17 protein-coding genes and 1 pseudogene are annotated in these 21,194 nt (G+C 53.1%); 9 read left to right on the top strand and 9 right to left on the bottom strand.

All coding sequences use genetic code 11. The annotated features are described in order from the left end of the window. The first annotated feature begins 9 nt into the window (after positions 1–9). The 8 genes and pseudogenes from IGS75_RS02615 to IGS75_RS02580 all read left to right on the top strand — a co-directional run bounded on the left by IGS75_RS02615 (position 10) and on the right by IGS75_RS02580 (position 9,060). Complete coding sequence (locus tag IGS75_RS02615) at positions 10–750, top strand: flagellar hook assembly protein FlgD (RefSeq protein WP_202257489.1); 741 nt, start codon at positions 10–12, stop codon at positions 748–750. Between the two features lie 175 nt (positions 751–925). Continuing rightward, positions 926–2,605 (top strand): flagellar basal-body MS-ring/collar protein FliF, encoded by a 1,680-nt coding sequence (gene fliF / locus IGS75_RS02610; protein WP_202257488.1) that lies wholly within the window; start codon positions 926–928, stop codon positions 2,603–2,605. Beyond that, complete coding sequence (locus IGS75_RS02605) at positions 2,602–3,612, top strand: flagellar motor switch protein FliG (protein WP_167495504.1); 1,011 nt, start codon at positions 2,602–2,604, stop codon at positions 3,610–3,612. Before fliF ends, IGS75_RS02605 begins: the two co-directional genes overlap by 4 nt. Next, the gene (locus IGS75_RS02600; RefSeq protein WP_202257487.1) at positions 3,612–4,262 is read left to right on the top strand and encodes a hypothetical protein; all 651 of its coding nucleotides are present in this window, start codon (positions 3,612–3,614) and stop codon (positions 4,260–4,262) included. Before IGS75_RS02605 ends, IGS75_RS02600 begins: the two co-directional genes overlap by 1 nt. A 9-nt stretch (positions 4,263–4,271) precedes the next feature. Beyond that, positions 4,272–4,589 (top strand): flagellar motor switch protein FliN, encoded by a 318-nt coding sequence (fliN, locus tag IGS75_RS02595; RefSeq protein ID WP_141352595.1) that lies wholly within the window; start codon positions 4,272–4,274, stop codon positions 4,587–4,589. 21 nt (positions 4,590–4,610) lie between these two features. Beyond that, positions 4,611–6,743, top strand: a complete 2,133-nt coding sequence (gene flhA / locus IGS75_RS02590) for a flagellar biosynthesis protein FlhA (protein WP_202257486.1) — start codon at positions 4,611–4,613, stop codon at positions 6,741–6,743. Between the two features lie 113 nt (positions 6,744–6,856). Then, positions 6,857–7,936 (top strand): annotated as a pseudogene (locus tag IGS75_RS02585) (IS5 family transposase). A 365-nt stretch (positions 7,937–8,301) separates the two neighbouring features. Further along, positions 8,302–9,060, top strand: coding sequence for an NAD kinase (locus tag IGS75_RS02580; RefSeq protein WP_141351634.1), 759 nt, complete (start codon positions 8,302–8,304; stop codon positions 9,058–9,060). A gap of 3 nt (positions 9,061–9,063) precedes the next feature. On the opposite strand, the gene IGS75_RS02575 is transcribed toward IGS75_RS02580, so the two are convergent. From IGS75_RS02575 to IGS75_RS02565, 3 genes are read right to left on the bottom strand one after another with little or no spacing between them, the layout of a single operon-like run. After that, a complete protein-coding gene (locus IGS75_RS02575; protein WP_141351632.1) occupies positions 9,064–9,996 on the bottom strand; it encodes a 2-hydroxyacid dehydrogenase in 933 nt (310 codons plus the stop codon). Between the two features lie 37 nt (positions 9,997–10,033). Beyond that, entirely contained in the window at positions 10,034–10,501 is a 468-nt protein-coding gene (locus IGS75_RS02570) for a low molecular weight protein-tyrosine-phosphatase (protein ID WP_141351630.1), read from the bottom strand. Continuing rightward, positions 10,498–11,478 (bottom strand): AEC family transporter, encoded by a 981-nt coding sequence (locus IGS75_RS02565; protein ID WP_141351628.1) that lies wholly within the window; start codon positions 11,476–11,478, stop codon positions 10,498–10,500. Before IGS75_RS02565 ends, IGS75_RS02570 begins: the two co-directional genes overlap by 4 nt. A 160-nt stretch (positions 11,479–11,638) precedes the next feature. On the opposite strand from IGS75_RS02565, the gene IGS75_RS02560 reads away from it, so the two are divergent. Beyond that, positions 11,639–11,950, top strand: a complete 312-nt coding sequence (locus tag IGS75_RS02560; RefSeq protein ID WP_141351673.1) for a hypothetical protein — start codon at positions 11,639–11,641, stop codon at positions 11,948–11,950. 20 nt (positions 11,951–11,970) lie between these two features. Here IGS75_RS02560 and acs read toward each other — a convergent pair whose 3' ends face one another. The 6 genes from acs to IGS75_RS02530 form a co-directional block, all read right to left on the bottom strand. Then, positions 11,971–13,878 carry an acetate--CoA ligase gene (acs, locus tag IGS75_RS02555; protein WP_202257485.1) on the bottom strand — a complete coding sequence of 636 codons (1,908 nt, stop codon included), beginning with the start codon at positions 13,876–13,878 and terminating at the stop codon, positions 11,971–11,973. A 116-nt stretch (positions 13,879–13,994) separates the two neighbouring features. Further along, positions 13,995–14,996, bottom strand: coding sequence for a DNA polymerase III subunit delta (holA, locus tag IGS75_RS02550; protein ID WP_202258076.1), 1,002 nt, complete (start codon positions 14,994–14,996; stop codon positions 13,995–13,997). A gap of 4 nt (positions 14,997–15,000) precedes the next feature. After that, on the bottom strand, positions 15,001–15,672 hold the full coding sequence (locus tag IGS75_RS02545) for a hypothetical protein (RefSeq protein ID WP_141351624.1): 672 nt from the start codon (positions 15,670–15,672) through the stop codon (positions 15,001–15,003). Next, positions 15,672–18,269, bottom strand: coding sequence for a leucine--tRNA ligase (gene leuS, locus IGS75_RS02540; RefSeq protein WP_202257484.1), 2,598 nt, complete (start codon positions 18,267–18,269; stop codon positions 15,672–15,674). Before leuS ends, IGS75_RS02545 begins: the two co-directional genes overlap by 1 nt. Positions 18,270–18,276: 7 nt before the next feature. Further along, positions 18,277–18,795, bottom strand: coding sequence for a DUF3576 domain-containing protein (locus tag IGS75_RS02535; protein ID WP_141351620.1), 519 nt, complete (start codon positions 18,793–18,795; stop codon positions 18,277–18,279). Positions 18,796–18,930: 135 nt separating this feature from the next. Beyond that, the gene (locus IGS75_RS02530) at positions 18,931–21,054 is read right to left on the bottom strand and encodes an AfsR/SARP family transcriptional regulator (protein ID WP_202257483.1); all 2,124 of its coding nucleotides are present in this window, start codon (positions 21,052–21,054) and stop codon (positions 18,931–18,933) included. Positions 21,055–21,194: the final 140 nt, after the last annotated feature.

Here is a 21,194-nt window from a genome sequence, read left to right as displayed (position 1 = left end):
ATTCGAAACATGGTTTCTTCAGTTGGTACAACGACCGCCAGCACGTCGCTTCTAAGCCAGGCTATTGCCGCCGCGAAAAGCAATGCGGCGGCAAATGCAGCCGCTGCTTCTTCCAGTACTCCAACGAGTGCCAGCAGTTCGAGTAGCTCGCTCTCATCTCTGGGAGGAAATTTCAACCAGTTCCTCACGCTGCTTACAACACAGTTGCAGCATCAGGACCCCAGTAACCCAACCAGCACTGATTCCTTCACGGCCGAACTCGCTCAATTTGCTGGTGTTCAGCAGCAGGTCGAGACCAATACAAATCTGACCAGCCTGATTTCCGCGACGCAGGATAACCAGATGGCTTCAGCGGTCAGCCTGATCGGCAAGACGACAACTGCGAGCAGTTCCAGTTTGCCGCTTCAGAGCGGTTCTGCATCCCTGTCGTTTACCGCGCCGCAGGCAGAAGATGTCGCGATTGCCGTAACGGACAGTACGGGTACGGTCGTGAAATCCGAAACAGTCAACGCGTCAGCGGGAATAAATACCTGGACATGGAACGGTAAGAATAACAGTGGTACGCAGTTGAGCGATGGCGCTTATACAGTTGCTGTAGAGGGAAGCTCTACTGATGGTACCAGCGTTGCTCTTCCGACCACGATAACGGGGACTGTTACTAGTGTTTCAAAGGGAACAACGGGAGTTAATATTGATATGGGCGATGCTACCATTGACATGAGCGATCTGACCGGATTTTCGACCACCTGATTCTAGTGACTGATAATGCCCATTGTTAGGCGTGCGTTAACCTTTTTTCTCCACAATCAGCATTATCGTCAGTTGGGTTTAGGGGTTAAGGGGTCATGTGGGCAGTGCAGGAAGGTTTTTCTAAAGGGAATCGCCACGATGACGATTCACTGAAAAACTGGAGAGAGAGCAGCCGATGAAAGCGCTTCTAGCAAACCTCAAGCAGCTGGGGCTCCCCCGTCTGGCTGCTCTTGGTGGCGTTGGCGCTGCGATGCTAGTCCTGCTCGGTGTGCTTGTTCTGCATGGTGTCAACGCAACAAATGGTCTGCTCTACCGCGATCTGGAAGCGCATGAAGCGGGTGAAATAGTAGAGCAGCTTACAAAGGCCCACATTAAATATCGTCTTCAGGATCAGGGTAGCATTATTATGGTGCCTGATGATGACGTTGCACGTGCTAGATTACTTCTGGCGCAAAGCGGCCTGCCATCAGGTGGGTCTGTCGGATACGAGATATTCGACAAGGGCAACAGTTTTACCGCCACGCAATTCGAACAAACCATTAATGAAACTCGTGCACTCGAGGGCGAATTGGAACGTTCAATCCGTCTGATCCATGGTGTCCGGAATGCTAGGGTGCATCTTGTGCTGCGTCACAGAGAGCTTTTTTCAACAGACGAGCAGAATGCTCAGGCAAGCGTCCTTCTTTCAATGGATAGTGGGCGTCGGTTGGATGATGAAAGCATTGCAGCAGTCGTGAACCTGGTTTCCGCAGCGGTCCCCGGGCTGGACGCCCACAATATCTCGCTGATCGACAATCGCGGTCATGTTCTTCTCAAGCAGGGAGAAGGAAGCTCAAACGGTGGTCAGTCTGCGGAAGAACAGCGGCAATTAATTGAACAGCGGATCGCGCGTGAAGTTGAGGATCTGCTGGGCTCTTCATTGGGGCCTGGGCACGTGCGTGTAGAAGCCAACGTCACCATGAATAATGATCATGTTCGGGAAACTCAGGAAAATTATGATCCCGATCAGCAGGTTCTGCGGTCGCAACAGACCAAGACAGAAAAAAGCATCAATACCCAAGGCTCTACTAACACCACGGTGTCCAATAATCTTCCGAACGCCAATGCAGGACAGCAGCAGAATGGCAGTCAGAGCAACCGGCAGGAACAAACGAACAACTATGAGATAAGTAAGACAGTCCGGACCCTGGTTCAGGATCAGCCACGCATTGCCCGTATCAGTATGGCCGTCATGGTCGACGGTATCAGCCATTCTGATGAAAAAGGACACGCATTATGGCAGCCGCGCAATCAGGAAGAACTTGGACGAATAACTGCGTTGACAAGAAGCGCTATTGGTTTCGATCAAAGTAGAGGTGACGTAGTCACCGTAATGTCTATGAAGTTTGCGGATATGGACATGGAAATGAAGCCAGAGACTTCCGCCTGGAGTAAGTTTTTTACCCATTCAAATCAGATGGAGGCGATAAGATTTGGATTGTTCGCAGCCTGCCTGGCGATGGTTCTGTTTTTTGTCGTGCGCCCATTACTTCGGCCGATTGGGGAATCCAACTCGAGGAAATTGCTCAATTTTGCCGCTTCTGAAGCCCGCCCCCCGGCTGCCGATCTTTCTTCGCAGAGAGCTGTTTATCTGCCTGAGCAATCCGAGAGAGCAAGAACTCCAATGCTCGAGGCGGCTTATGTAAATGGTGAACCAGATGATGAAGAAACAGTATCTGTCAGTGGAGTACAGGGACTGATTAGAGCCTCTTCCGTGCAGAAAGTTGTAGATCTTGTGGAAACTCATCCATCTGAAAGTATTGCCTTGATAAGGGGGTGGTTAATTCCTTCTCAGGAAGGAGTGGCAGAGCAATGAATATAGAAAAAAATGTCTCCGGCGTACAAAAAGTGGCGATTTTGATGATGGCCTTGGGCGAAGAAAACTGTTCTCGTTTGTTTGAGCAGATGCATGAAGAGGAAATTAGAGAGATTTCATCCGTAATGGCTCAGTTGGGTATTGTTTCGTCAAATACCGTTGAAAAAGTATGCCACGAATTTAGTCAGAGTTTAGGGGCTGCTGAAGGTATAGTTGGAGATCTGGAAAGTACGGAAAAACTTCTCAAAAATGCTCTCCCCGCTAATCGTGCTGCAGCAATCATGGAAGAAATCCGTGGGCCCGCTGGACGTACAATGTGGGATAAGCTTGGTAATGTATCAGAGACAGTTCTCGCAAATTATTTAAAAAATGAATACCCACAGACTGTTGCCGTTATATTGAGTCGGATCAAACCTTCTCATGCGGCTAAGGTTTTGGTGCTTCTCCCCGAAGAATTTTCGTTAGATATCATGGTAAGAATGCTTAAAACAGGAACAATACAGAAAAATATTCTTCAAAGCGTTGAAAAAACACTAAGATCGGAATTTGTTTCAAATATTCCGCGCGGAATAAATCGGAATAGCCATGAGGTTATGGCAGAAATATTTAATAATTTTGACAGACGTATTGAAGGTAAGTTTATGAATTCTCTGGAGGGTCGGAGTCAATCTGATGCTGATCAGGTAAAAAATCTTATGTTTACTTTCGAAGAGCTCGTAAACATCTCTGGTGAAAGTTTAATAGTATTGCTGAATCAGATACCTCGGGAAAGCCTTCCGCTAGCCCTTAAAGGTTCAAGCGATAAATTGAAACAGGCGTTTTTTGCTTCTATGTCGGAGCGTGCAGGTCGTATTCTTATGGATGAAATCGAAGATTTGGGTCCTGTGCGAGTAAAAGATGTTGATTCTGCACAGAACCAAATTCTTGTGATTGCGAAAGATCTTGTAGACCGAGGCGAAATTGATCTGATTGATCAAGAACAGCCTGGAAATGAGATGATTTTTTGATGGTCCACAATTTCTTAGGAGGCAATAATGCTTCTGGAATTCTCTACGCGGAGGATTTCGATAGGGTCTTGCCGGACAGTGCAAAGAAAAATGACGATATTCCGCCGCTTATCGAGAACGAAAATATTAATACGATATCTGATGAACTTTTAGAAGAATATTATCAAAGGGGACTGCAGGAAGGAAAAATATCAGGAAAGGAATCGTTTGATAATGAAAAAATAAGCATAGAGATTTTTTATAAAAATGAAATAAAAAAAGAAATAGATAGAATATCTGATAGTATAAAAAACATAGATAAGGATATTTCTAAGCAGGCTACGTCTTTCTTTTTGAAAATGCTTGTGAATCTGTTTCCAGCGCTTTTGAAACAGTATGGAATGGAAGAATCGAAGCGAACGATCGAAAAAATTAACTCATTTATAAGTGATAAATCTCAGTTAGAATTAACTTGTTCTCAAGAGTTTTCTGAAAAAATAGAAGGGTATTTTCGAGAATCCACACAAAAAAAAATAAATATTATTGTAGATGAAGCGAAGAAAGGTGGAGATTTTAAGGTTTCTTGGGATGCAGGTCTGTTTGTGAGGAATGCAGATAAAGTTATTTCTGAAATAACGTTAGAAATTCTCTCGTTCCCTCATGAAAAATAGGAGGAAAAAATGCTGGATAAAGATGATTTCAGTCTGGAAAAAGAACAATTTTCAAAAGAAGAAATTCTAGGTGATAAAACGCCCAATGATTTGCAAGCCATTTATAACATCCCTGTTACAGTAAGCGCAGTGTTGGGTCGAGCTACAATGCCGATAAACCAATTATTGAAGCTGGGGCGGGGAGCTGTAGTGGAATTAGACCAGAAAATTGGAGATCCAATCGATATTTTTGTTAATAATCGCTTAATTGCAAGAGGTGAGGTGGTTATGGTGGATGAAACGCGTTTAGGCGTAACCATGACTGAAATCGTAAAGTCAGGAAAATAAAAAAACCACAGCGGAAGAAAAATGAATAATATAAAAAAAAGTTTCTCTTCTGAGGTGAGAAATATTTTTTCATCAAATAATATTCCTCAGAGTGTGCGTTCTCTAAAAAAATGGGTTCCTGGCTCAGATATCAGTCTTGCTCTCTCTGTCTCTGCGCTGTTGTCGATATTGATTTTGCCTCTTCCAACCTTTGTTTTAGACGTTGGATTGTCGTTGTCTGTTACATTGTCTATTCTAGTTCTGATGGTGGCATTATTTTTAAATAAGCCGCTTGATTTTACATCTTTCCCCACCCTGCTTCTACTAACAACCCTCTTGAGACTTTCACTTGAGGTCGCAACCACACGTTTGATTCTGAGTCACGGATACGAAGGCACTTATGCTGCGGGACATGTCGTCGCTGCCTTTGGTGGCTTCTTGATGGGCGGAGATGTAGTTATCGGGACTATTTTGTTCTCAATACTTCTTGTTGTTAATTTTATGGTTATCACAAAAGGTTCGGGACGTATTGCCGAGGTCGCAGCAAGATTTTCTCTAGATTCCATGCCGGGCAAGCAAATGGCAATTGATGCTGAACTATCTTCGGGTGCGATCACTGACTTTGTTGCGAGAAAAAAACGAAAAGAACTTGAAGAAGAAAGTGGCTTTTATGGCGCGATGGATGGTGCCGCCAAATTCGTGCGTGGAGACGCGATCGCTAGTTTGATCATAACCGCTATCAACATTGTGGGCGGATTAACTATAGGTGTTGTACGTCATGGTATGCAGATAGCAGATGCAGCTACCTCGTTTACGACGTTGACAATAGGTGATGGCCTTGTTTCGCAAATCCCCGCCCTGTTGGTTTCTACGGCCTCAGGTATTGTCGTAACAAAAGGTGGGACTGAAGGGGGGGCTGACATTGCTCTTGTCCGTCAACTGGGTGGCAATTCTAAACCGCTTGCCTTGGCGTCTGGTTCGGCAGTGGTTTTGGCATCAATACCAGGTTTGCCGACATTTCCTTTTTTGTTCCTGGCTGTTTTGGTTGGGGGAGCGGCTTGGATAAGGTGCCGGACGCCTGTTGTTGGTACGGATAATGATGGAGATTCCGTTGTAGTTCCCGAAAATTCTGTTCCCGCAGAGGTTCCAATTTCGGAAAGCTTGAGGGTAGATCTTTTGAGATTGGAGTTGGGTTTTAATTTATTAGCGATAGCAAGCGGTGAGGGAGCGCGCTTAACAGAGAAAATAAAAATACTTCGCCGAACAATTGCAAGCGATATGGGTTTTGTCCTTCCACCTGTTCGTATCCAAGATAACTTGCTTTTATCGCCTGATTCTTATTCTGTTTCTATTAAAGAAATAGAGATTGGTCATGGTGAAGTTAGAATAAATAATCTTTTAGCGATGGATCCGCGGGGTGGAGAGCCCAATCTCGAGGGAGAAAAAACTAAAGAACCCGCTTTTGGTTTGCCTGCATTGTGGATAGATCAAAATTTGCGGGAAAATGCCATTGTTCAGGGATATACGGTGGTTGATCCCGCTAGTGTCATCATCACGCATTTAACCGAATTGGTTAAAGATAATATGCCAGATCTTCTTTCTTATTCGGAAACGCAAAAACTTCTAGACGAAATGCCTAGAGAGCAGCAGAAAATAGTCGTAGATCTGGTCCCTTCGCAGATTTCAGTTAGTGTAATACAAAGAATTCTGCAGTCTCTTCTTGAAGAACGGGTATCCATCCGTGATCTGGTTAGTATTCTAGAGGCTTTGCAGGAAGGATGTGGCCAAGGATTAAAAACTGTTGCTGCACTGGTCGCGCACGTTCGAATTAGACTCGCTCGTCAAATCAGCGCATCTGTCCTTGGCCCTCAGGGATATATTCCAATTGTGACTTTCAGTCCTAAATGGGAGATGTTTGTTTTGGAGCACTTATCTAATTCGGGCGAAGAAAAGCAGATTAATTTTTCTCCGTCAAAAATGAATGAATTCGTATCTCGCATTAAACTATGTCTTGATAATGCATCCAAAAAAAGAGAAGTTCCAGTAATATTGGTTTCGAGTATTGTCCGTATTCCGATGAGGCGCATAATTGAGCGTATACAGCCTTCTGTAATTGTTTTAGCGCAAGAAGAAATTTTCTCCCGTGTTAAAGTGCGGACTATTGAATTAATATAATATAAAAAAATATTATCTGGCGAGCTAGAAGAGCCATTAGTTGATGTGTCTTGGTTCTGATTTTGGATCTTTCTGTATGATTACATCTCCTGCATTGATCGAGGGTATGGATCATGAATCAGTCTGGTTTCTTTGATTTTAAGGAACGACTTGCGTGATTAAGTGGTCTTGGTGATCAGCTCGAAGCGTTTCCCTGGACTGTGGATTTTGAAGTATTCCGCCCGGAGCTGGACAAGGCGCTGGCCTATTCAGACGGGAGAAAAGGCGGGCGCCCTCTGTTTGATCTCGTGTTGATGTTCAAGATCCTGGTGATCCAGACACTGAACAATCTGTCTGATGAACGGACGGCGTATCTGATCAACGACCGTCTGTCGTTTATGCGCTTCCTTGGTATAGGGCTGTCTGACCGCGCGCCTGATGCCAAGACTGCCTGGCTGTTCCGCGAGCGTCTAACCCAGGCGGGAGCTATTGAAAGACTGTTTGACCGGTTTGATGCTATTCTGCGGAACGCCGGTTATATGCCAATGTCCGGCCAGATCCTGGATGCAACGCTGGTCGCTGCTCCAAAGCAGCGCAATGCAAACGCTGAGAAATCGGATCTCCGGACAGGACGTATCCCCGAAGACTGGCAGGACAAGCCGGCAAAGCTGGCGCATAAGGATCGTCATGCACGATGGACACTGAAATTCACGAAAGCAAAACGGCAGGATGACGGGACGATCCCTGCAACAAACCTCGCCATCCCGTTCTTTGGCTACAAATCCAACGTCCCCATCGACCGGAAGTTTCGGTTCATCCGGAAATGGAAGGCAACGGATGCCGCTGCCAGCGATGGCGCCAGACTACGCGCGAGGGCCTGCTGGATAAAATCAATACGGTATCAATGGTTTGGGCAGACACAGCATACCGCTCAAAAGCCAATGAGGACTTTATGGAAAAGCAGGACTTTGTCTCAAAGGTTCACAGAAAAAACCGCATCTCAAACCGATGCCACGACATATCCAGAGATCCAATGCAGGAAAGTCTGTGATCCGATCTCGTGTTGAGCACGTCTTTGCCGATCAGAAATCACAGACAGGGCTGTTCGTCCGAACGGTAGGATAACGCAGGCCACCACGAAGGTCGGGCTGGCCAATATCATCTATAATATGCGCCACTTCCTCTGCCTGAAGCGGATTAACGCCGCCTCGTAGCAACCCAGAACATCAAACCCTCGTCCTGCTCAAATCGCAGGGCGAAAATCATCATCCAGAACTTTGATCCTAGCCGACTGCTCCAAAATCCGTAAAAATTTCTTTTATTCCTTTAGGTTTGAATTTTTTTTATGGTCTCCGGAATTTCCGCCGTCGATCTGCTTTCGGAAAATATATACACTTCTGTTGTCACTCGACTGTAAAGTGCGATCAATGGCGTGTGTGTTAGCGTTCTCAGGTCTGGTATTCGATTTTTGAGCCTCTTTTGGTTCAAAAAAATAATGCTCTCTTAAGCTGTTCATCTGCTAAGGAGGCCGGAAATAGGGAAAAATGATCTCTGCTGATTTCAGGCTGATGCGATTTTTATGAAAATTCATTTTGTTGCCTCTTCCACTGACAGCGCACAGGCTGCGCTGGTAAGACTTTCACAGAAATACGGAAATGTACGGCTTTACGAGGCAGATGTTGTTGTCTGTTTGGGGGGGGACGGCTTTATGCTTGAGGCCCTGCACAAGGTTCTGGATAAAAGCATTGCCATTTACGGTATGAATTATGGGACGGTTGGGTTCTTGATGAATGCTGTTGATGAGGGGGACCTTTTTCAGCGTCTCGAAAATGCCCAGCCTTCGGTTCTTCATCCGCTGCATATGACTGCCACGACAGTAGGTGGGAAAGTCAAGAGCGCACTGGCATTCAATGATGTGTTTCTTTTCCGTCAGACACGGCAGACGTCCCGTATCCAGATAGAAATAGATGGCCGCTTGAGGCTTGAGGAACTGATCTGCGACGGAATAATTGTCTCCACGCCGGCCGGTTCAACAGCTTACAACCTTTCGGCTCATGGACCTATTGTACCTTTGAGCGCTAATATTCTTCCTCTGACTCCGATTTCCGCTTTTCGGCCTCGTCGTTGGCGGGGGGCTCTGCTGCCGTCGAGTGCAGTCGTGAAATTAACACTGCTTGATACCGAAAAGAGAGCAACAGCCGCGGTAGCGGATTTTACAGAAATTCGTGATGTGGCGGAGGTAGTTGTCCGGGAAGATCGCTCCCGTAAGGCCACGATCCTGTTCGATCCCGATCACGGTCTTTCAGAGCGGATCATTGCCGAACAGTTCGTGGCATAGGTCTTAGATTACGGGTGTCAGCAGGGTTTTGTCAGTGAAATAGGCGATCAGGTTGTCCACAACCAGATTAGCCATGGCCGTTCTGGTTTCGACTGTGGACGACGCCTGATGGGCCTGCAGAACGGTGTTTGGCAGGCTTAGAAAAGCCGGATTGATATTGGGCTCGTTCTGGAAAACGTCCAGGCCGGCGCCAGCGATACGTTTTTCCTGCAAGGCGCTCAACAGTTCTGGCTCGTCCACCACTGTTCCGCGGGCGATATTGATCAGGAAACCGTCTTTGCCCAAAGCATCTAGGATGTCCCTGTCGATCATATTTGCGGAGCGTGGACCGCCTGAGACTGCCAGGATCAGGACGTCGCACCAGGTTGCCAGCGTCTTCAGATCAGGCTCGAAGTGATAAGTACTTTCAGGCCGGGAGTGTGAGTTGAAGTATGCCACTTCCATTCCGAATGCCGAGACGCGTTTGGCAATTGCTTGGCCGATATGTCCAAATCCTGCGATGCCCACTTTTTTCCGGGTCAGGCTTCGTCCGAGGGAAGGCGTGGTGGACGGCCATTCTTCAGCACGCACGAAGGCATCATTCGTCACGATGCCCCGCATTACACCCATCATTAGCGCCACGGCCATGTCGGCCACATCGTCCGTCAGGGTGTTCTGGGTTGTGGCGACCCTGATGTCGCGGCGTCTTGCCTCATCCAGATTGATGCGGTCCGTACCCACACCGTTAACCGATATGACTTCAAGATTGGGTAGGGCGTCCATGATTTCCGAAGGAACCCCGGAGCCGCCACCTGTGGTGATCCCGCGGATGGCAGGAGCAATGTTTTTCAGATTTTCCAGTGATGTATAGGGGTGGAGTGTAAATGACTTCTCCAGCCTTTCCTTCATGAGCGGCACGAGGGGATCAATCGTTAGAATATCAGGTTTGGATGACATGAAATTCTCCATTTCTGTTCCGCTCAAGTTAGAAGCTTCAGGGGCGGGGACCAAGAACTGTTCTCGCAAGGGCAGCGCAGGCGCCCTCGACGTCCTCCCATGTTTTGATGAATCCTTCATCCGGTCCGTAATAGGGGTCGATGACATCCTGTCCGGTACGGGTGGGAATATGGTCCAGCATCAGGGAAAGACGTGCTTTTGAGTGGTGAGGACGCATCTGCTTGAGGATGGCGAGATGGGAACGGTCCATCGCAATGATGTGATCAAACCGATCGAAGTCTTCTTTGGTGACCAGGCGTGCCCGAAGCAGTGATGCATCCAGACCCTGTCTGGACGCGACAACACGGGCACGCGGGTCAGGAGCCTCGCCGAGGTTCCAGCGTCCAGTTGCCGCAGAGTCGATATCGAGGGTCATTCCGCGAAGGCTGGCCTCGCGGCGCATGGCCAGTTCGGCCAGAGGTGAGCGGCAGATATTGCCTGTACACACAAAAAGAAAACTGGTCATGCGCCTGTCAGCCAAATGAAAAATGCCATCGTGAAGATTGAACTTAACGTTCCAAAGAACAGAACGGATGCAATTTCACGTTCCAGCACATGATAGCGCATGGCAAGGATGACGTTGATCGACGCACTGGGAATCGCCATCGTCAGGACGCTCTCCTGAAGTGCAGGCAGGGGAAGATGCCACAGACGGGCCAGCGTATAGATGATTCCGGGAATAATGATATTTCGCACGCTGACGATCACGCCGACCAGAGGGCTGAATTTTACCTGGCGCGTGAAGAGCACCACACCCGACGCGAACAGTGCCGCGCCACCTGTCGTGCGGCCAAGCAGTTGAAGTGAGCCCTTCAGAAACTGTGGCAGGAAGGCGCCGGCACTAACCAAGACAAGGGCCATCATCGGAACCCAGACGACCGGCTCCCGACAGGAATGCATCAGGTGCCCCAGAAGTTCGCGGAGTTCGTTCCGGTTTTCCCCGTCACTCTCGACCCGATGGCGGGTGCCACGGTCATGTCCCATCAGGATCAGGGTAATGGGAAGCTGAACCAGATTCATGGCCAAGGACGCGATTGAAATCGGCACCGAACTGGCCGGCCCGAAGATCTGTCCCAACACAGGAATACCAATGAAGGGAACGGATGGCCCCGTGATGGTCATTGCGATCAGTGCTGCCTCGCCCAGACGGCGTTTGAGCAGTACGCGAAGAATGGCGAAGATCAGGCCGTAGCCACCGATCATGGCCAGCAGGATCAGAGCTGCAACCGGACCTGCTGCCAGAACCTGGTTGCGGGGCGTACTGAGGATGGACGCCAGCAGTTCTAGCGGCAGAGCGTAGAGCATGACTAGACGTGTCAGAACACCAGCCTGCTGTGCATCGAAATCCTTTCGGTATGCCGCGAAATATCCAAATCCCAGCGTTACGAGAATCGGGAGAATGGACTGCACGATCGTCAGCAGCAGGGCAGGCGAATTCGTCATTTATGATCCATGTCAGAAAATCCGGTCAGGAAAGGATCACCTTTCGTAACGGCCGCTCCTACATTCGTCTATCCCCATGCCAGATGACAGTTGACCGGAGCTGCGGAGAATGGCTTTGTGGAGCGATCTTGTCCTCTTTTAATTGGTGTCAGACCACGTGATGCAATCCATACTCGATACGTTGTGGGGTCTGATCCTCGGACTGCTGGGCGTGGTTGTGGCCGGTGTGGCGATCATCGAGGTCATGGCCCGCAGCGTTTTGGCCAGCCTCGGGATACAGGGAAATTCACAGACGGTGTTGCTTTTCCTGCTTCTGGGAGCGTTGATTGTGGCGTCGTTCAGGATTTTTGGGCGGTTGTTTGCCGTGCTGCTGGTTGCGGCTTTTTCCGTCTATTTCATGCATGTCGTCTTCGGGTTCCTGAGCGATGCTCTTATCCCGGTTCAGACATCGGGTGGCACGACCGATGTCTGAACCTTGTCAGGGCTGACAGGTCAGTTTTTTTGCACTTGGATCAGTGTAATCAGCGTCGCAACGATTTCAGGATCAGCGAGGGTGGAGAGATCACCAAACCCTTCGGTCTCTCCGCAGGCAATCTTGCGAAGCAGGCGACGAACGCTTTTCCCTGAGCGGGTCTTGGGAAGGTCCGGTACGACATGGATGCGTTCCGGCGCCGCATAGCGGCCCACTTTTGACGTAATGGCCTTTGCAGCTCGGACGTGAAGATCCTCTGGTGCGTTATCACGCGGGACGACATAGACGACGATTCCCTGCCCCTTGAGGTCATGCGGCACGCCGATTGCTGCACTTTCCGCGATAGCAGGCTCAGTCGCCAGAGCGTCTTCGATTTCGGCAGAACCGATCCGGTGTCCGGAGACGTTGATCACGTCGTCAACGCGCCCGGTAATCCAGTAATACCCGTCTTCGTCACGTCGCGCCCCGTCACCCGTGAAATAGTAGCCGGGATAGGGCTGAAGATAGGTGCGCTCGAAAAGGGCGGCATCATTCCAGATCGTGAGGGCCCGGCCGGGCCAGGACCCTTTGAGGCAGAGTACACCTTCCGTTGCGCCTTCTTTAGGAGCGCCGCGTTCGTCCAGAAGAACCGGATGGACACCGGGCAGGGGGAGCGTGGCAGAAGCAGGCTTCTCCCGGACGGCGCCGGGAACGGGCGAAATTATGATCCCGCCGCTTTCCGTCTGCCACCATGTATCAACGAAAGCGCAGCGCCCGCCACCGACATGGTCGTTGAACCAGGACCAGGCCTCCTGGCTGATAGGCTCGCCGACAGTCCCCAGAACCCGCAGGGAGGAGAGATCATGACGCTGCACAACCTCATCGCCTTCGCGCATGAGGGCCCGGATCGCGGTAGGGGAGGTATAGAATGTCGTGACCTTATGGTCCTGTATGACGCTCCACCAGCGGCCGGGGCCGGGATAGGACGGCATGCCCTCGAACAGCAGAATCGTCCCACCATTCAGCAGGGGGCCGTAAACGCCATAGGTATGCCCGGTGATCCAGCCGATATCGGCGGTGCACCAGAAAATATCGCCTTCCTGATGATCGAAAACCAGTTCATGGGTGTAGGATGCCCAGACCAGATAGCCGCCCGTGCCATGCACGACCCCCTTGGGCTTGCCGGTGCTGCCCGATGTGTACAGCAGGAACAGTGGGGCTGAGGCCGGCATGTCCTGCGCAGCGCAGTCGGCGGATGCCTTATTCAGAAGGGGTGTCAGCCACAGGTCCCGTCCCTCCGTCAGATCAACCTCGTCCTGCGTCACGCTCACAATCAGGACATGCCTGACAGCGAGAGCTTCCGGACGGAGGTTTAGAGCGACGTCCAACGTTGTCTTGAACGGGATCAGTTTGGGGCCGCGGCGTCCCATATTGGCGGTAATGACCAGCACTGCGCTACTGTCAGCCAGCCGGTCGGCAATCGCTTCCGGAGAAAATCCGCCGAAAAGAACCACGTGGATGGCTCCGATCCGCGCGCAGGCGAGCATGGCAATCAGGCCCTCCGGAACGGACGGCAGGTGAATGGCAACCCGGTCCCCGGTCTGCACGCCCTGTTCACGCAGAACATTCGCCATGCGACAGACGCGATCGTGGAGTGTCCGGTAGGTGAAGGCCACAACACGATCGCTCTCTTCAGCTTGCCAGACCAGGGCATTCTGATCGCCGCGTGTCTCAAGATGCCGGTCCAGGCAGTTGACGCTCGCATTGAGCACCCCATCCGGAAACCAGCCGCGTTTAGTGCAATAAGGCTGATGGGGTGTTGTATTCCAAGTTAGCCGTGTGCTTTCGCGTTCCCAGTATTGTTCGGGTGCGATAGTGGCCTGTTCCACCAGATGGCCATAGTCCTCCGGATTCAGGTGAAATGTATGAGGTTGGGAGGAAAGAGACATGGGCCTGAAACCTTACGCACGAAAGACGAACGCCATATAGCGGGGCATCGTTATATTTGGCTTGCAGGATCGGAAACAGAGGTAAATTGCTTTTATCCCCGCTTGACTGGAACCGTTCAGGCTTTTCTGACGGTGCAGAGAGAGGCGATGTGTCGTCTGCACAGCGCCATGTCTGGGGACGCGCTTTGCTTGCAGGCCAGCTCAAACGCTTGCGTTTCCCGGGCCGCGGTATTCAGGGCCGCAAGAGGCCAGCGGTCAAGCGCCTGATTGAAAGCCGCTGTCCGCTTGAAGAATACAGGCGGCCGGAGAGTCTTTATGGATTCTGCCCGCCCCTGACCATCCTGCACGCCCTGGGCGACCTTCTGGAGCCGTACCAGGACGCCCAGAACGGTCCGTGCCACGGCTACGGGGTTGGCACCATCGGCCAGAGCCCGTTCAAGCGCCTGATCGGCCATCAGGCGGTTTCCGCACAGTGCGGCAAAAGCGGCATCTTCCAAGGAATTACCGCCCGCATCGCCAACACAGTCCTGAACGGCCTGCAGATCGAGGCGGCCATTTTCGCCCGCATATAGAACAAGCTTTTCGATTTCGCCGCGTACGCCACTACGGTCGGAGCCAAGCACGCCCATCAGCCAGGTCAGGGCATCGCGGTCGATCGTCACACCGGCCTGGCCGAGAGTATCCGTCACGGTTTGGGAAAGGACGCGTCCTTCTTCGGGATAACAGGCGATGGACGCGACCTGCTTGTGGGCTTCGGCCAGCGTACGTAGTTTCGAGCGTGCCGTAATTCCCGGAGCCTCGATAACGATCAGGGTTTCCGTGTCGGTTTCAAGCGTCCGTTTGAACAGGGGGGCCAGACTGTCCTGTCCCTCACGCACCCAGACCACCCGTCGCCCGCCGATCAGGGACAGCGCGGTGGCCTCTTCTTCGAGCCGGTCCTGCGTTTCCCGATCCAGTTGTGCCACCTGGAACGGATCATCGGTCGTCCCGGCAACCAGTTTGACTGCCCGCGCGGCACGCTCACGAATAAGGCCCGTATCTTCGCCATGAAGCACGATGGCCCGCCAGGACCCGGCATCAGACAGTGTCCGACTGATGCTTCGTGCGTCGATCTTCACCACTTTACTGCGCAGATGTGCTGGTCGTGCTTCTGGACAGACGGCCTGTTGCGGAAGCCGGGAAGCCATCGACACCCGTCCGGTCAGTTGCGGCATTGCCGTTGTCATCCGGCATGCGGTCCGTGTTCAGATAGCGCGGCAGTTCATCAGGCGCGGCTTTCTCGGGCATGTTGTGATTGCGGAACCAGATCGCGATCTGCTGTGTCATGGTTTGCGCCAGCGTGTCCGAGACGCGCGCCTGAAGCGTTTCATCATTCAGCGTCTGGGCGAAATACTGCTCGAATGTGGTGTTGAAACCATCCAGCGTCGTTGCATCCCCCTGCGCCAGAAGACGCGGATTCTGTTCGACCGTGATGAGCATCCAGTGCGCCGATCCCGTGCTCCGGGTGCGGCCGGACGTATTGTCCTGATGGATGTCGACCGCTTCTTCATTCATGCCGGAAGAAACTTTCAGCATGTATTTATGAGGATCTTCCGGCCCGGCGCCAGCCAGGTTTTTCTGCAGAGCCAGACGAAGTTCCTGGCCATAACGCCCCGGAATGTTATCCACATAAATCTGTGCCAACTCTTCCGACATGTCGGTTTTCGGGGTCAGCTTTCCATAGAGGGGGGAAAAACCACACCCCCCCAGCAGAAGGAAAGCCGTGAGCAGAAAGGCGCCGCGCCGGTCAGACATCAGCCTGCCACCACGAAATTGACGATCCGGTTCGGAACATGGATTTCCTTCACCAGCCGTTTTCCTTCAAGCAGACGGGCCACGTTCGGCTCGCTTTTCGCTGCGGCCAGCACCTCTTCCCTCGGCGCATTGGGCGGAACCTCAATGGTTCCGCGCAGTTTGCCAAGAATCTGCACACCGATCGTCACACTCTGCACGGCCAGCCACTCTTCTTCGGCTTCCGGCCAGGGACGTTCCACAACCAGCGCACTGCCCGGTTCCAGAACCGCCATCATGTCTTCAGCAAGATGGGGCATCATCGGAGCAGTCAGCAGACACAGCACGCGGGCCGCCTCACGGCGCGCAGCGGCAATGCCGGCGCCTTCGATGCGTTCAGCCTCTGCCAAAGCCGAGGTCAACTCGTGCAGACGGGCCACGGCGACATTCGGTGTGAAGGCCTCGAGGGCCTCACCGACGGCGGCAATGGTTCGGTGCGTGACGCGACGCAGGTCATCCCCCGCCGCACCATGCGCACTGTCGGCTGTATCCCGTGCAGCTACGGAGGCCACGAGCCGATACAGTCTCTGGCCAAAGCGGGCAGCCGCGGTAACGCCTGCGGCTGTCCATTCCATGTCCCGCTCGGGCGGGCTGTCGGAGAGAACGAACCAACGGGCCGTATCCGCGCCATAACGCTCAATGATGTCGACCGGAGACACCGTGTTACGCTTGGACTTGGACATCTTTTCCGAGCGGCCGACCTGAACCGGCGTTCCCGTCTCACGGCGTACGACTTGATCACCCTGCCGCTCGACCTCTTCGGGGTACAGCCAGCCGCTGTCGTCGCGGTAGCTCTCGTGCGTCACCATACCCTGGGTGAAGAGGCCGGCAAACGGCTCGTCCACATCCAGATGTCCGGTTTCGTGCATCGCCCGGGTGAAGAAACGCGCATAGAGCAGATGCAGGATCGCGTGCTCGATGCCGCCGATATACTGGTCCACCGGCAGCCAGCCATTGGCAGCCGCCGGAACCGTCGGGGTCTCTGCGTGTGGACTGGTGAAACGAGCGAAATACCAGGAACTGTCAACGAACGTGTCGAACGTATCGGTCTCACGCACCGCAGGCTTGCCGCAATGCGGGCAGTTGACGTGTTTCCAGGTCGGATGGTGATCGAGCGGATTACCGGGGCGATCGAATGTTACGTCTTCCGGTAGGATGACGGGAAGCTGCTCATCAGGCACCGGAACAGGGCCGCAGGCGTCGCAATGGATGATGGGAATAGGGCAGCCCCAGTAGCGCTGCCGGGAAATGCCCCAGTCGCGCAGACGCCAGTTCACGACGCCCTTGCCAGCCCCCAGACCCTCAAGACGCTCAATGACTTTCGTTCGCGCAGCAGCAGGATCCAGCCCATCCAGGAATCCCGAATTGAACAGGGTCGCATCCCCTGAAACTGCTTTTTTGCCCAGGACAAAAGTCTCGGCATCCTGGCCTGGGGGCAGCAGAACCTGCGGAACCGGCAGGTCGTACTTGCGGGCAAAGTCGAGGTCGCGTTGATCGCCGCACGGGCAGCCAAAAACGGCGCCTGTGCCGTAATCCATCAGCACGAAATTGGCGATCCAGACAGGCGCAGTCTTTTCGAGATCAAGTGGATTGGCCACCCGCAGACCCGTGTCGAATCCGCGCTTTTCGGCAGCTTCGATCACCTCCTCGGATGTTCCGAGACGGCGACATTCCTCAATGAAAGCAGCAGCCTCGGGGTTGCTTTCCGCCACCTTGCGGGCCAGCGGATGTTCCGCTGAAATCCCGATGAAGCTCAGGCCGAACAGGGTATCGGGACGCGTCGTGAAAACTTCGACGCTATCGAGATCCTCGTCATAGCCTGCGGGCGGTTGATGTAGTGCAAAACGGATCCGTGCACCTTCCGAACGGCCGATCCAGCGTTCCTGCATCGTCCGGACGCGTTCGGGCCAACGATCAAGTGTCTTCAGATCATCAAGCAGGGGTTGAGCGAACTTCGTGATTTTCAGGAACCACTGGGAGAGCTTCTTCTTTTCGATCAGCGCTCCCGAACGCCAGCCGCGCCCGTCCACGACCTGCTCGTTCGCAAGGACCGTTTCGTCGACAGGATCCCAGTTGACCAGAGAATCCCGCCGCTCGACGAGGCCGGCGGCCAGCATGTCGGTGAACAGCTTCTGCTGCTTGCCGTAATATTCTGGCAGGCAGGTTGCGATCTCGCGGTCCCAGTCCAGCGAGAAACCCAGGCGCTGCAGCGTGCCCCGCATGGTAGCAATGTTGTCCATAGTCCATTTGCCAGGATGGACATTGCGTTCACGGGCGGCATTTTCTGCCGGCAGACCGAACGCGTCCCACCCCATGGGGTGCATGACTGCGAAACCACGGGCCCGCTTGTAGCGCGCGACCACATCCCCGAGCGTGTAGTTTCGGACATGTCCGACATGAAGCTGCCCCGACGGGTACGGGAACATTTCCAGCACATAGTATTTCGGACGATCGGCCGGGGGAACATCCGGAACCGCAAAGGTATTCCGCCGTTTCCATTCGTTCTGCCAGAACGGTTCGCGGTTCTGGAAATCGAATGCGGGGGCTGTGGTATCGCTCATGTCTGACTCAGTTGTCCCGCTCGCCATTTTCAGCACGCAGCTGACGTGCGCGTGTCAGGATACGGGTGGTGATATCGGAAGTGGTGGTGGCGGAAACGGGAGTGTCTTCCCACTGTCCGTCCTGCAGAACCTGCCGGAACACAGAGACCCGCAGGGCGTCCGAACGCAGGCGACGGTCCAGCACATAGGCCGCGATCTTGAACCGCTCGTTCTGGCTGGTGGATGGCTGATACCAGTCCGTCAGAATGACACCGCCCACGGCATCGGCAGAGGCCAGCGGCATGAAGGACAGGGTGTCGATCGCTCCACGCCACAGATATGCGTTCACACCGCCGCGAAGCTCGTCAGCGCCACCTTCGGCACCGCGATCCACCCCAAGAAGATGATTGCGGGGTGCGGTCAGGGTGCTGGGGTCACGTCCGCTGCCACAGGCGGCAAGAGCGCCGAGCGCCAGAAAACCCAAGGCAAGCCGGATTGTCGGTCGGTGAGGGGGGCGAAGAACGGTCAACTGGATGCGAGACATCATGTGTGGTCCTGCGGGCCGCGCCAGGGCCGGTCACAAGCAAGGATGCAGACTGGCGAGGCCTGCAGCCGGCAACTTCTGTTTAAGTGTTCATATCGTGCCGGCGGCAAGAGGCCAAGCACCTGAAGGAAGATGTTCTTATCCTTCGGCCAAGCCAGCCTTGCCCAACGCTTCAGCCAGCCTCGTCAGTCGTGTTTTTCCCGCGTAAGGAAAGCGGCTGACAGCTCTGGAAATGGTCAGATCCGGTACCAGACGAAGAAGGTGGCGACAGACCTGATGCATCTCTTCGGTGCAGTCACCCACTTCAACCAAGGCGATGAGATAATAAAGCAGCGAACTTGGGCAGGATGGATAAAGACCGGACATCAATCGCCCCATCGAGATTACTTCCTGATAGTCTTCTCCCAGTAGCAGGATCATCATGAAAACCGGACGCAGGAGTTCAAGCAACTGTGAGCGATACCCGTTTTTCAGCAGAATCTTCACCTTTTCTGCTGCTGTCGTCATCTTTTCGTCTAGCACGGCCAGAACAATCTCTGCCATCAGAAGATCAGGAGAATCCTTGTGATATCCCTCGATCTGCAAGATTCCCTCGGTCGCGGACTGGGCAACCGAGAGAGCTGTACTGTGCATGGCAGGCTCATGCATCAGGTAGGCAGCGAGAAGAACTTCGACAGCATGCAGATCTGGCATCAGCGAAATGGCGGCTCTAACGCTGCGAAGACCTCGGGCAAAAACAGCTTCGGTTTCAGGGCTCCATTCATTCAGGAAGCGAATATAGCAGTGCAGGGCATCAATAAGTGCAATCGCACCGTCGTCTCTGTCCAGTGCGTCGGCCCGTTCCAGTAGAAATCCAATGCGGCTGAAAAGCGAAGAATCATGCCGCATGAGCAGGGTGAAAGCCCGCAGCGCCATTCCGAGCGCTGAAAGTTCTGTATCTGGGCGAGCTGCAATGCGCCGGGCTTCGGTGACGAAGATGCTCCACTGCATTGCCTGGGCGGGCGCGAGGAGGCTGTTTTTTGCCGTATCCGGCCCGGAGCGCGGGAAATCATAATGCGTTCCCCAGATGATGACGCCCCCGTGCCGAGCGTCCAGAACCCGGAGGATCAGCCGGTTTTCACTCCCCTCAGGCCCTGCCCGCAGATTGGCGGAAATGATATAGTCCATGCCCCAGGCCCGGTAAGCCGCAGTCGCGCTCACAGGGTCGGGTAGGGACGTTTCGGGAAGTGCAAGAATGTCGAAAATCCCCATGTTGACGAACAGGAGTTCCAGCTGATCCCGTAAGTTTTGGCCGTGTTCGGCAAGCGTTTCATCCGTGGATGACGGGGTCAGAAAAACCAGTGAGATTTTCCGTGGTTCTGCCGCAGCTGCGTGTTGCGATGCGTAATGCAGCGGCAGGGCAAGCATCGGATCGGGGCGCTGTACTGGCGCTGTGAAAGACGCTTCAGGAGTTCCCGCAGCCGGTGGCGCCTGAGACAAGTCGTGAGCCAGATCCTTGCAGTTGTTTTCAGTCGGAATACTTCTGATGAGCGCTTGTGTGGCCGGAGTAAGTGTGTGTCTTTCGGCGTCTCTGAAAAGATTTGTCATCTGCTCAGCGAGTGCGACTGCCCGACTCGTGTCACCACGATGCAGGGCCGTCTGAACCCTGGCCTGCCAGGCAACTTCGTTCAGGTCGTCAAATTTCAGCAGCCGCTCGGCTACGTTGTCGACCTGATCCGGATCGGTCAATTCCCGGACGGCACTTTCATAAACCTGCCGGAGATGTGTTGAGAGGCGTTCCCTCTGCTGAATAAGCCACTCGTCCAGCGCCGGATCCACTCCTGTCAGCTCACCGAGGAGCAGTTCGTCAGGCAGGGTTACGCTGTCGATCGTCCGGACGCTGATGGTAAGCAGCCTCTCGGCGTCTACCGAAGTGAGGGCCGGTTTCAGGGCCAGCGCGTGTCGCTGAACATCGATGACGTCCACGCCCAGAGGACTTAGCGCATCCAAGAGGCGATGAATTTCCTGGCGGAGGGATGCGCGTGCCATTTCTTCAGGTCGCTGGCTCCACAGCAGTTCTGCCAGCCGCGATCGCAGGACAGGTTTTCGGTCGGAAAGAGCCAGAATAGCAAGAAGAGCCCGTGTTTTACCTCCTACCGGAAGCACACTTTCACCTGTAAGGGTTCTTGCTTCCATCTGTCCGATCAGTCGCACGCGCAGAAGGGTGGGATCGGTTTCGCGGATATGACGGGGTGAACAGTCCACAATCTTCGCTGCCTCCACGATCAGGATACCCTGCCGACAGGCATGTAAATTTCAGACTGTTCCAGTAAATCGTTGTCAGCAACGTAGATCATGGCAATTCTCAATCCAGTCAAACCTGCAAACCCCCCCACAAAGAGGTATTGTGTAGGATGCCAGCT

It is taken from the genome of Gluconobacter sphaericus (assembly GCF_016757795.1).
In the GTDB taxonomy this organism is placed as follows: Bacteria; Pseudomonadota; Alphaproteobacteria; order Acetobacterales; family Acetobacteraceae; genus Gluconobacter; species Gluconobacter sphaericus.
Note: the sequence above shows the minus strand (reverse complement) of the source record. Positions and strands in the feature narration are given on the sequence as shown.